This window comes from Pandoraea cepalis (assembly GCF_902459665.1).
In the GTDB taxonomy this organism is placed as follows: domain Bacteria; phylum Pseudomonadota; class Gammaproteobacteria; order Burkholderiales; family Burkholderiaceae; genus Pandoraea; species Pandoraea cepalis.
The window spans coordinates 161,763-173,742 of sequence record NZ_CABPSL010000006.1 but is presented as its reverse complement, the minus strand read 5'-3'; the positions used below and the strand labels follow the sequence as shown (position 1 = coordinate 173,742).

General features: G+C 66.1%; 11 protein-coding genes. 10 read left to right on the top strand and 1 reads right to left on the bottom strand.

The window, feature by feature from the left end:
- The first annotated feature begins 9 nt into the window (after positions 1 to 9).
- The 10 genes from PCE31106_RS10490 to PCE31106_RS10445 all read left to right on the top strand — a co-directional run bounded on the left by PCE31106_RS10490 (position 10) and on the right by PCE31106_RS10445 (position 9,806).
- Positions 10 to 1,113, top strand: a complete 1,104-nt coding sequence (locus PCE31106_RS10490; protein ID WP_150563216.1) for a flagellar hook protein FlgE — start codon at positions 10 to 12, stop codon at positions 1,111 to 1,113.
- A gap of 4 nt (positions 1,114 to 1,117) precedes the next feature.
- Positions 1,118 to 1,849, top strand: coding sequence for a flagellar basal body rod protein FlgF (locus tag PCE31106_RS10485; RefSeq protein ID WP_150563215.1), 732 nt, complete (start codon positions 1,118 to 1,120; stop codon positions 1,847 to 1,849).
- 35 nt (positions 1,850 to 1,884) lie between these two features.
- Positions 1,885 to 2,673 carry a flagellar basal-body rod protein FlgG gene (gene flgG / locus PCE31106_RS10480; protein ID WP_150563214.1) on the top strand — a complete coding sequence of 263 codons (789 nt, stop codon included), beginning with the start codon at positions 1,885 to 1,887 and terminating at the stop codon, positions 2,671 to 2,673.
- A 60-nt stretch (positions 2,674 to 2,733) separates the two neighbouring features.
- The gene (flgH, locus tag PCE31106_RS10475; protein WP_150563272.1) at positions 2,734 to 3,399 is read left to right on the top strand and encodes a flagellar basal body L-ring protein FlgH; all 666 of its coding nucleotides are present in this window, start codon (positions 2,734 to 2,736) and stop codon (positions 3,397 to 3,399) included.
- Positions 3,400 to 3,418: 19 nt separating this feature from the next.
- The gene (locus tag PCE31106_RS10470) at positions 3,419 to 4,561 is read left to right on the top strand and encodes a flagellar basal body P-ring protein FlgI (RefSeq protein WP_437343807.1); all 1,143 of its coding nucleotides are present in this window, start codon (positions 3,419 to 3,421) and stop codon (positions 4,559 to 4,561) included.
- 5 nt (positions 4,562 to 4,566) lie between these two features.
- Positions 4,567 to 4,899 carry a hypothetical protein gene (locus PCE31106_RS10465; protein ID WP_174975096.1) on the top strand — a complete coding sequence of 111 codons (333 nt, stop codon included), beginning with the start codon at positions 4,567 to 4,569 and terminating at the stop codon, positions 4,897 to 4,899.
- A 40-nt stretch (positions 4,900 to 4,939) separates the two neighbouring features.
- Complete coding sequence (locus tag PCE31106_RS10460; RefSeq protein ID WP_150563211.1) at positions 4,940 to 6,271, top strand: FlgK family flagellar hook-associated protein; 1,332 nt, start codon at positions 4,940 to 4,942, stop codon at positions 6,269 to 6,271.
- 25 nt (positions 6,272 to 6,296) lie between these two features.
- The gene (locus PCE31106_RS10455) at positions 6,297 to 7,193 is read left to right on the top strand and encodes a flagellin family protein (RefSeq protein WP_150563210.1); all 897 of its coding nucleotides are present in this window, start codon (positions 6,297 to 6,299) and stop codon (positions 7,191 to 7,193) included.
- A gap of 54 nt (positions 7,194 to 7,247) precedes the next feature.
- Positions 7,248 to 8,420 (top strand): hypothetical protein, encoded by a 1,173-nt coding sequence (locus PCE31106_RS10450; RefSeq protein ID WP_150563209.1) that lies wholly within the window; start codon positions 7,248 to 7,250, stop codon positions 8,418 to 8,420.
- A 159-nt stretch (positions 8,421 to 8,579) separates the two neighbouring features.
- Entirely contained in the window at positions 8,580 to 9,806 is a 1,227-nt protein-coding gene (locus tag PCE31106_RS10445) for a flagellin N-terminal helical domain-containing protein (protein ID WP_150563208.1), read from the top strand.
- 97 nt (positions 9,807 to 9,903) lie between these two features.
- On the opposite strand, the gene PCE31106_RS10440 is transcribed toward PCE31106_RS10445, so the two are convergent.
- Positions 9,904 to 11,970: a flagellar biosynthesis protein FlhA gene (locus tag PCE31106_RS10440; protein ID WP_174975095.1), complete on the bottom strand. Its 2,067-nt coding sequence runs from the start codon at positions 11,968 to 11,970 to the stop codon at positions 9,904 to 9,906.
- Positions 11,971 to 11,980 lie beyond the last annotated feature (10 nt).

Below are 11,980 nucleotides of genomic sequence, written 5' to 3'. Positions count from 1 at the left end.
GAGGACACCATGAGTTTCGATATCGCCCTGTCGGGCATCAACGCTATCAATCAGTCGCTGGAGACGATCTCGCAGAACATCTCCAACGTGTCGACGAAAGGATACAAGTCGGCCACCACCCGCTTTGCTTCGGCCATGGCCGAGGCGCAACCGGCGGGCGTCAAGGTCAGCGGCACCGAGTATTCGGTCGGCGCCAGCGGCAGTCTGCAGAATTCCGGGAATCGCCTGCACCAGGCGATTCAAGGCGACGGTTTCTTCGTGCTTCGGGAAACGAATGGCCAGCGCGTCTATTCGCGCGTCGGCGATTTCACTGTCGACAAGGACAGCAGGCTCGTCGATGGGAGCGGGCGACTCGTACAGGGCTTTGCGCAGGGACAGTCGAACGTGTCCGACGTGACGATCGACAAGCGCCCGGTGGCGGCGCTGGCCAGCTCGGCGGTCGACATCAAGGGCCGTTTGCCCGACCCGTTGCCGACGACCGCCGGCCAGATCGGAGAGACGTCGGTCACGTTCCGCGACGCCAATGGCGACATGGCGGTGCGAGGCCTGCGCTTCGCCATGCAGGACGGCCCGCTTCGTCTGGAGGTCTCGGAAGTCGACGGTGCCAATGTGACTGTGTTGGGGACCCTCGATCCTGCCACGATGATTCTGGATCGGGCGCCCGATGCCGGCACGCTGCCGACGCTGGACTTCTCCGGCATGGCGTCTCAGCGCGGCGCGTTTACCGCGAGCGCGACCGAAGTCGGTGGCCGCGAGGCGGGCGAGTTCGTTCGTGCTCGCATCGACAAGGACGGATCGGTCGTGGCGGAGTACAGCAACGGCGCGAGCGAAACGCGATATCAACTCGCTCTCGGCGACTTCGCCAATGCGGGCGGCCTCGCACCCGCCGACGGCACCGTCTGGCGCGAGACCGGCGAGTCGGGCGTGGCGCAACTGCGTCGTCCGGGCGAGGGCGCCACGGGCGTGCTCGTGAGCAACGCGCTGGAAGGGTCGAACGTCAATGTGACGGACGAGCTGGTCAACCTGATGTCTGCGCAGCGCAACTATCAAGCCAACACCAAGGTCATCTCGACGCAGAACGAGATGATGCGCAACCTGATGCAATCGATCTGACGCGATGGATGCCTTGATCTATACCGCGATGTCCGGTGCGCAGCGTGCGCAGGACACCCAGCAGGTCGTCGCGCAGAATCTTGCCAACACGGCGACCACCGGCTTTCGCGCGTCGTTGGCCGTTGCGCAGGCCAATGCCTTGCCGGGCGCCGGTCTTGCCTCGCGCCACTACGCCGTGCAGGCGCCGGCCGGTCTCGATACCACGCCGGGCGTGCTGGAACCGACGGGGCGTGCGCTCGACGTCGCCATCGACGGGGACGGTTATCTCGCGCTCGCGGCGCGTCCGGAAGACGGTGCGGATGTCGTGTACTCGCGCGGCGGTTCCCTCACGCTCGATGGCGACGGCACCTTGCGACTGCAAGGCCGTGTGGTGCTCGGCGACGGCGGGCCGGTCGTGGTGCCGCCGCATCGCGAACTCGACATCGGCGCGGACGGCACCGTAGCGGTGGTGCTCGCGGGTGCTTCGGAACCGGTGCCGATAGGCCGGCTGCAACGGGTGCTCGCGCTGCCCGGCGACATGCGCAATGCGGGCAGTGGCGTGCTCGTGAGCGATGTCGGCGTGTTGCCCGGCGACGACGTCACGCTGCGCGGCGGCCATCGCGAAGCGAGCAACGTGTCGGCTGTCGGGGCGATGGTCCAGAGCATGAGCGCGAGCCGCGACTTCGAAATGCAGATGCGCGTGCTCAAGATCGCCGACGACATGGCCGATGGCGGCAACCGACTCATGCGCGGATAACGCGCGTCAACTCCAACCACTCCCTTCGAGATGTCATGAATCCCGCACTTCTCATCGCCCGCACGGCGGTTCACGCGCAAGACGCGCAGTTGCAGACCATTGCCAACAATCTGGCCAATGTGAGCACAACGGGCTTCAAGCGCGACCGGCTTGCGTTCGAAGACACCTTCTATCGCGCCGTTCGCCCGGCGGGCGCCCGTACGCAAGGCGATGCGACGTTGCCCGGCGGCATGTACTTCGGTACCGGGGTGCGGCTTGCCGGCACGCAGAAGCAGTTCATCAACGGCACCGAACAAGACACGCAGAACGCGCTGGATGTCGCCATCACCGGCCGTGGCTTCCTGCAAGTCGAGATGCCGGACGGCGAGACGGCCTATACCCGAGCCGGCAATCTTAGGCTCGATGCCGATGGCCGCATGGTCACGCAGGCCGGTCACCCGCTCGTGGGCGATATCGTCGTGCCGCCGGGGGCGCGCGACCTCACGATCAGCGCCGACGGCGACGTGAGCGCAACGGAGACAGGCGACACCGAGCCGACGTCGCTCGGCCGCCTGCAACTCGCCGACTTCGTGAATCCTTCCGGGCTGCGCCCGATGGGCAGCAACCTGTTCGCCGAGACGGCCGCGAGCGGACCGGCCATCGAAGGCAATCCCGGCGAAGAGAACCTCGGCCTGCTGCGGCAAAAGGCGCTCGAAGGCTCGAACGTCGTGGCCATCGAAGAGATGGTGAACATGATTACCGCGCAGCGCGCGTATGAAATGAGCACCAAGGTGCTGTCCGCTGCGGACAACATGATGCAGAACCTCGCGCAGGTTGCGCGCTAACGGACGCGGACGGAGACGACGATGACGCACGCAACGCCCCGTGGGCCGCGTAATGCCCGAATGCGCTGTCGCGGTGCGCGTGCCGTGGTCACGGGGGTGCTCGCCGCGGCGCTCGCAGGCTGCGCGGGCTTTCTGCCGCCGCAGCTCGAAGAGAGCGACGACCTGCCGGGCGTGGCCGAGATGTCATCGCAAGGGCAGGCGGGCGGTCTCTTTTCTGCCGGGCACGCCTTGTCGCTCACCTCGGACCAGCGGGCATTTCGCGCGGGCGACGTGTTGACCATCGTGCTGCAGGAGCAAACGCAGGCCAGCAAGCGCGCGGGCACTCGACTGGACAAACGCAGCGACATGTCGATCGACGACGCCACGCTGATGGGAAAACCGCTCATCGGCGACACCGCGCTCGGTGCGCGACGGGGCTTTCGCGGGGATAGCTCGAGCACGGCGCAGAACACACTGCGCGGCGCGATCACGGTGATCGTGCATCGCGTGTTGCCTAGCGGGCTGCTGCACGTGCGCGGCGAGAAGCGGCTGTTTCTGAACCAGGGTGAGGAGACCGTGCGCGTGGCCGGCTATGTGCGCGCGGGCGATATCGATACGACCAACCGCGTCTCGTCGCTGCGCGTGGCCAATGCGCGCATTCAGTATTTCGGCACGGGCGCGCTGGCCGACAGCAACAATCCTGGCTGGCTCACACGCTTTTTCAACAGCCAGTTCGCACCGCTCTGAGGGAGTCCGTATGTTCAGAATGCCTGACGCGCTCTCGCGCGTGCCTCGCTGGTTCAACGCGTTGACCTTGTCGGCGACGATCGTCATGCTGTCGATGACGACGATCACCCCGGCCAGCCATGCGCAAACCGTGCGCCATTACGTCAACGTGGAAGGCGTGCGCGACAACCAGCTTGTCGGCTACGGTCTCGTCGTGGGGCTGGCCGGCACCGGCGACGGCCCGCGCTCGCGCCATTCCGGCCAGTCGCTCGCCAACTTGCTCAAGCAATTCGGCGTCAGCATGCCCGAGAACGTGCAATTGCGCTCGCGCAATGTCGCCGCCGTAATGGTCAGCGCGACCTATCCGTCGGGCTTTCTACGCGGACAGACCATCGATGTCACCGTGTCGTCGATGGGCGATGCGCGCAGCCTGCGCGGCGGCACGCTGCTGCTGACCCAACTTCGCGCCGTCGACGGCCAGACCTATGCGCTTGCGCAGGGCAACCTCGTCGTGAGCGGGATGCAGGCCGAGGGGCGCAGCGGGTCGCGCGTGCAGAAGAACACGCCGACCGCCGGGCGCGTGCCCAACGGGGCGACCATCGAGCAGGAGATTCCGGTGCCGGCCGGCGAGGGCGGTGCGATGCGCCTGAGCCTGAAGCGTCCGGATTTCCAGCTCGCGGCGAATATCGCCGACGCCATCAACACACGCTTTGGCGAACGCACCGCGCTGGCAAGGAACGGCAGCACCGTCGAGGTGACAGCGCCAGACGACGCCGATGCGCGCGTGCGCTTTCTCGCCGAGGTCCATGCACTGCCCGTGCCGGGGGTGAGCCGGGTGCCGCGCGCGGTGATCAACGCGCGCTCGGGCACGGTCGTGATCTCGCAGGGCGTAACGGTGCGGCCGGTCGCCGTGTCGCATGGCTCGTTGCGCGTGACGGTGACCGAGTCGCCCGTCATCGCCCAGCCGGCCCCGTTTTCGCGCGGCCGAACGGCAGGCGCGGCACGTTCGCGCGTCGACGTCGCGGAAGACGAAATGGATATCCACGTCTGGCCGGCTGGCGTTGATCTACAGACCATCGTCGACAGTCTGCGCCGCTCCGGCGCCACGCCCGACGACGTGATCTCGATTCTTCAGGCGCTGGACGAAGCCGGCGCGCTGAACGGCGAGCTGCATGTGATTTGAGACAGATGACCCCACCGATGACGCCGAACCCCTTGCTTATTTCCACCGCCCGGTCGCCTTTGTCTGAGGCAGGCGCGACGCCGGTTGCGCCGAGTGCGACGCTCGAAGCCGCCGCCGAACAGTTCGAAGCGATCTTCGTCGCCCAGTTGCTCGGCGAAATGCGACGGGCGACCGAGGCGCTGCGCGACGATCGCGATGACGCCGGCGCGCTGGGCAAGCGCGACCGCACGACGCAGAGCCTTCACGAATGGGCGGACACACAGGTCGCACAGGCGCTGGCGGCACGCCGTGCATTCGGCATCGCCGACATCATCATCCGGCAAATGGCGGGGCGCTGAGCGCGCGCTGCGCCGATACCGACAGGACAGGCACTGAACCATGAACATGCTCAATATCGCCACGCAAGGCGTGAAAACTGCGCAGTCGCTGCTCGACAACGAGGCCCTCAACATCTCGCAGATGAGCAATTCGGCGTATACGCGCCGCAACGTGCGCGTCACGTCGCGTGCCGATGGCACGGTGCAGGCGCAAGACGTTGTTCGCGTGGCCGGGCTGGAACAGCGGCGCCAGTTGTGGCGCGCCGTGTCCGGCGCCAGCGAGCTGGACGTGCAGAAGCCGCACCTCGCCGCGCTGCTCACGCAGTTGGGCGGGACCGACGTGGCCAGCGATCCGCTCGGTCTGCGCGAGCTTGTCGGCGCACTCGACCATGAGGCCCAGACCCTCGGCAGCGATGTCCACGCAGACGGCGTCTTCGCGGCGCTGGGACGTGTCGCGGAGCGCACCAACGCCATGTTCTCCGCGTTGGAGCGTCTGAGAGACACCGTCAACGCGGTTCGGGGCGGGGAAGCGGAAAAAGTGAACCGCCTCACGACAGCCCTGGCGGATCTGAATCGTCTGCACCGTCTGGCGCCGGACGAGGCGGGCCGACTGGCCATCGAAGATCAACGCGATCAGACGCTGGGCGAATTGGCAGCGTTTCTCGATGTGGATGTGCGGGACGACGCCAGCGGGGCGTATCACGTGCTTACCCGAGGCGGACAGCCGCTGGTGCTGGGCAATCGCGCCGCGCAACTGGAAGTGCGTCCGGACGGCGGCTATTCGGTCGTGGCGGGGTCGTCGCGTGTGGACGTGCCGGCCGAGACGCTCGGCGGACGGTTGGGAGGCCTCGACAGTTTCCTCACCGGAGTCCTCGACTCGCGCATCGCGGATATGACTGATGTTGCGAGCACGCTGGTCGATCAACTGAATCGGGCGCACGCCGATGTGGCTTCGGGCGATTTCAGCGATACGCCGCTGCTGAAGCTGAGCACCGGACCGGACGGCTTGCCGATGATGCAGCGCACGGTCCAGACCGCGCAAGACCTTGCTCTGGACACGGACAGCGCCAACGGAAATGGCAAGACGTTGCATCGTCTGAAGCGGGCGATCGGCGGCCCGGTGGCGCTGTCAGGGCGCGTGGGGACGACGCTTGTCGAAGCCATGAGTGCGCTGGCTGCCGAGACGGGCCGTCGCGTAAGCGAGGCCGAGGCGAGCGCCGCGTCGGCGGGGGCCATGCTGGTCTCCGCACGCGCCCAGTTTCAGAAGCAGGCGGGCGTCGACGAGACCGAGTCGGGCGGCGCGCTCATGGCCTACATGAAGCTCTATCGCGCGAACGCCCGGGTGGCCTCGGTGGCCAACGAGCTGTTCGATGCCACGCTGGCCATGGTCTGAGCGACGCTCAGGAAAGGACATCCTCATGCAGATCCATCATCACCTCAGCCGCTTCGAGCGCGAGCACGTGCTGCGCGACATGAACGAGCGGCTTGAACGACTGACCGACCACGCGCGCGAGGAAAAGCGCGTGCTTCACGCGTCGGACGATCCGGTCGATTTCGAGCGCATCGCGCGTATCGACCGTGCGCAGCAAACGCTCGCGCAGCGAACCAAGGTCATTACCAGCCTCGAGGCCGATCTCAAGCAGGCGAGCGTGAGTCTCAGGAGCGCTCACGACCGGTTGAGCGCCTTCAAGAGCGATGTCGTGACGAAGGCAGGTGTGCCGCACGGCGGCGATGCTCAGGACGACGTTGGCAAGATTCATGCGCTGATGCGCGGTCTCACGGACGCGTTCAATATTCGCCGCGCCGACGGCAGCCACGTCTTCGCGCGCATTGGCGCGCCCATCACCGACACGGCTGCGCCAGGCGCTGCCACGACGAATTTCGCGTTGGCGACGAACGGGCACGCGCCCGCTTCCGTCGAGATTGGCGACGGGCTGCACCATACCCACCCGCCGCAGATGTGGCACGGGTTGCCCGATCTGCTCAATCGCCTCGGCGCGGCCGCCGCGACGTTGGCAAATGGCGGCGGCGCCAATGCGGCGGCGGTACTGCGCGAGCTGGCCGAACCGATCGACAATCAGGTGACCCAGATTGCCGACGTGCAATTCGCGAACGACCACAGCGCGAAGCGCCTCGAGGCGGTGCGCAAGGAACATGGGGTGCACAGCGAGGTGCTCGTCAAGGCGCGCCTCGCGATCGAGGGCAAGCCCGCCACCGAAGCGTTCCCGGAACTGATGGCCCTGTATCGCGCCATGTCGGCCGCGCGTACGGCACACGCCGAGGTGGGCCGGTTGTCGTTCTTCGACGCCCTTTGATGGCATTCGATGCCTTCATGTGGCCGCATCGTCTGAACGAACAGGACAGGACTCATGGTTGACGTGATTCGAGAGATTCCCGGGAGCCCTGCGCTCGACGACGCGCGCAACACGGCCCGTGCGAACTCGCGCCGAGGGGACACCACGCAATCCGGCTCATCGACGCGCGCGTTGAGAGGCGCGCGTTCGGCGACCGCGACACCGGGGGTGACCGGCGCCATGCGCTCGGGTGCGTCGACGCGGCTGGCGTCTCCAGGCGCGGCGCAAGTCGACCTGTATCGCGTCGCCCAAGTCGCCGACCTGATGTCGACGCATGCCACGGCCAGCCGCGCCAGTGCGGGCGCGCAATGGCTATCGACGCTTCATGCGTCGGCCAGCGCGGCGTTGGCGTCGCTAGCGCGTTGGCGAGACGGCGATCCAGCATCACAAGCACAGGCACACCGGGCCTTGGAGGCGTTGGCGGTCCAATGGGACGCCCGCGAGCGCGCAAGCCTGGGGACGGTCGATGACCGCCTGCATTTCGATGAAGGGGGCAGCGCGCCGAAGCGGTTCACCGTCGAGGGTGTTGCCCCCGCGCAGTGGCGTGCGTCGAAAGCCGAGCAGATCACGCTTTATCCCGCCGGGCCCTACCAGGCGGGTGTCAAGATCGACGTGGCAAACGCAGTGTCGCAGGCGGGATTGCGCCGCCGCGCAACGCGTGAGCTGGCCGCCTATGGTGTGACGCTGGAGTCGCCTGCGCCGGAGCGCGGGTGGGTGATGAGCACGTCCGGCGCGGCATGGCCGTCGCTGGCGTCGCGCTTCGCCATCGCGCAAGCGGCGTCGCCTACCTCGCCGCAGGCCATCTCTGGCGGTGCCGACGGCCTCCCGCGACGCGCAACGCTTCGCCAGGCGCCCGACGCCATCGCGCCGCGGACATGGCGCGTCGATGGGCCGGAAGGCGTCATGCAAACGCGGCGCGCGCTCGCGTCGATGGTGCGCACCATTCGTGCGGCTCACGCATCGGCGAAGCACACGGCGCGGACGTCGACGCAGGTCGTCAGTCGTGCGGCGGGGGATGACCGGGCCGTCGCGACCGATCAGGGCGCCTACGACATGGCGATCGCCCTGGCGAAAGCGTGGACGACGCGGCTGGACAAGCAGCCGCCGTTCGCGGCGCTGAGGCTCGCGATGCCGGGGGGGATGCCCGTCACGCGTGCCAATGTTCGGGCGTTGCTGGTCGATCGGTAAGGGCAGGCGCGTGTCGTGCGCGAACGCCGACAAACGGCTCGTCAGATGGGAAAAATCATCGCCGAAAGGCATTAACAATTTATGCGAAGGGACGCCTTATCACGGTGAGGCAGGCCATCCGGTCTGCCAAACTGCTCACCAGCACAAGGAGCCCTAGCAATGTTGACTCTGCATACCAACGTGGCGCAAATGTCGTCGCTGAATTCGCAACGCAGCACCGGCGGCAAGCTGAACGCCATCATGCGCGACCTGTCCACCGGCACCAAGAACGACCTGTACAAGAACGATCCGGCGGCGGCCCGCATTTCGGCCATGCTCAACATGCACGCCAGCGGCACCAAGGCGGCGATCAGCAACATGAAGTACGCGCAGTCGAGCACTCGCGTTGCCCAGGGCGCGCTGGACAAGGCCAACGAACTGCTCGTGACCATGAAGGATCTGGCCACGCAGGCCAAGGATGGCCTGAAGGGCGACGCCGAGAAGACCGCGCTGCAACAGCAATACACCAACAACGCACAAGCGCTGCAGGCGATCTTCGAGAACACCACGTTCGCCGGCAAGAACCTGCTGAAGATGGAGTTCGGCAGCACTGCGTCGGGGATTCTCGCGGCGGGCAAGATCGACCTGCAAGTCGGCGCGGGCGCGGCTGAGACGAAGGTCATGGACATCAGCGGCGATCTGCAAAGCTTGTTCGCGAGCGTTGGCAGTGCGACGGCCAATTTCGGCGCGCAAACGACCTCGTCGTACCCGACCGGTACCTCGTTGAAGGACGCCTTGGGCGCCGGTTCGGATGCTGACGCTGCGGCCCAACTGATCCGGGATCTCTCGGCGAAGCCGGGCATCAGCGCGATCCTGAACAAGGTGCAGAACGGCTCGAGCAGCGCGACCTGGGAGGCCGGTCTGACGACGATGATCGAAGGTGCAGCGGCGGCCACGCGTGCCGATTTCGATGCCTTGCGCACGGCCCTCACCACGCCGCTCAATACGCTGGCAGCCACGGCGGGCAACGCGCTCGACCTGAGTGAACAAGCCACGCTCTTCAACGCGTTTGACGAAGTGCTGAATGCGCGCTTCAATTCGCCGTCGACGCAACTGCTTGATGCACCCTCCGCGTCGAACGCCATCACCAATCTTGAGACCGCCATCGGCCAACTGGCCACCGTGCAAGCGAGCATCGGCGCTGCCATGATGGATCTGGACGGTCGCGAGGAAGTGCAATCGACGCTGCTGCAGAACACGCGTGAAGCCAATTCGCGTCTGAACGAAGTCGACTTCGCCGAGTCGGTGTCGGAGCTGACCAAGTTGCAAACGCAGATGAACGTGAACCTGCAAATGCTGCAAAAGGCCGGCGAAATGCCGAGCATGATCCAAATGCTGCTGCGTTAATCGCACGCGTTACGCAGCACGCCGTAACGGCCGGTGAAGTCTGCCGGCCGGCAAGTCTGGACAGGAAAGCCAACGGTATCGCACCGTTGGCTTTTTTTCAGCCCAGCGTTCCCGCCACTTCGATCTCCTTCGTCTGTGGCACCTCGTTATACGAGAGCACATGCAGCCCGCTCGCGAACATCCGCGCATAGCGCGCCAGCAACGGTCTGAGTTGCGGCATCACGAGCAACACCGGCGTGCGCCCTGTTTGCTTCATGTTCTCGCGCGCCTGCGGCATATAAGACTGCAACTGCTCCAGCAATTGCGGATCGAGCGGGAACGCATCGGCGGTGGTCTTGCCCGACTGCTGCGCGGCCGTATAGGCGCCCAATAGCAGGTTCTCCAGATCCGTCGTGAGTTGGTAGACGTGCAGCGTCGGCTCGTCGCCAATCAGTCCGTGTACCAGTCGGCGCCCCAGCGCACTGCGCGCCTCGGCGGCCAGCACCAGCGGATCCTTGCTCGTCGCGGCCGCATTGACCAGCGCCGTCGCCAGCACATCAATATCCTGCAACGACACCGCTTCGGCGAGCAGTTGACGAATGACGGCCAACTGTTGTTGATGCGTGAGCGCCTTGTCCAGTGCGTCGGCCAGCGACGGCGATAACTCGCGCAGCCGTTCGCCAAGCGAGGTCACGTCCTGATAGGTGAACAGGTCGGCCAGATGCGCTTTCATCGATTGCTGGACGTGCGTGGCGATCACCCCGGACGGATCGACGATCTGATAGCCCAGCCCTAGCGCATGGGCCCGTTGCTCGGGCTCGATCCACACCACCGACATGCCGAACGACGGATCGATGGCCGGCATGCCGTCGAGCTCGCCATAGCAATCGGGCGCGGCAATCGCCATCAACCGATCGTGCGGCAGCGACGCGCTGGCGACGCGTACACCGCCAACGTCAATCGCATATTCATTCGCGGCGAGGCCGAGTCCGGTGTCCAGCCTGACCGCAGGCACGAGGAAGCCCATGGTCTGCGAGAGCGTTTGCCGCATGCCGTAGAGACGTTGCACCAGCGGCGCGCCGTCTCGCTTGTCGGCAAGGCTCACGATCTGATAGCCGAGGCTGACGGTCACCGGCGAGACGAACGGTAGTTGCTGCCAGGTGAGTGCGGGCGGCTCGTGCGCGGTGAGCGCCGCTTCGAGCGCGTCGGTATCGTCGGTTGCGTCGGGCGCGCGGCGTTGGCCGACGCGCCACGCAACGAATCCCACGACGGCCGCGAACGCCAGGAACGGCGCGCTCGGCATGCCCGGAATCAGCGCCAGCACGAACATCAGCACGGCGACACTCGCCAGCACCGACGGCGAGGCGAGCAACTGGTCGCCGACTTGCTTTTCGAAGTCGCCGGCGTCGGACACCCGCGTGACGATGATCGCCGCCGCCGCCGAGAGCAGCAGCGCCGGGATCTGCGCGACCAGGCCGTCGCCGATGGTCAGCAGCGAGTATTGGCGGAAGGCGTCGCCCGCACTCATGCCGTGCATCGTCACGCCGATGGCGACACCGCCGATCAGATTGATGAGCAGGATGAGAATGCCCGCCACCGCATCACCGCGCACGAACTTCGACGCGCCGTCCATCGCGCCATAGAAGTCGGCTTCGGCGCTCACCTCGCGGCGGCGAGTCTGTGCGGCTTCCTGATTGATGAGCCCGGCGTTCAGGTCGGCGTCGATGGCCATCTGCTTGCCGGGCAGCGCGTCGAGCGTGAAGCGTGCCGAGACTTCGGAGATGCGCTCCGCGCCCTTGGTGACCACCACGAAGTTGATGATCATCAGGATCACGAACACCACGAGGCCCACCACGAAGTTGCCGCCGATGACGACATTGCCGAATGATTCCACGACGCTACCGGCCGCATGGGTGCCTTCGTTGCCCTTGAGCAGTACCACGCGCGTGGACGCGACGTTCAACGTCAGACGCATGAGCGTCGTGGCGAGAATGACCGTCGGGAAGACCGAGAAGTCGAGCGGACGTCGCACCGACAGGCTCACCAGAATCACGACCATCGAAAGCACGATGTTGAACGTGAAGAGCGTGTCGAGCAGCAGCGGCGGCAACGGCAGGATGACCATCGCGAGGATGGCGAAGACGAGAAGCGGCGTCAGGAATTTGTGACGCCGAAGGTGGTTCATCAGTCGGCTC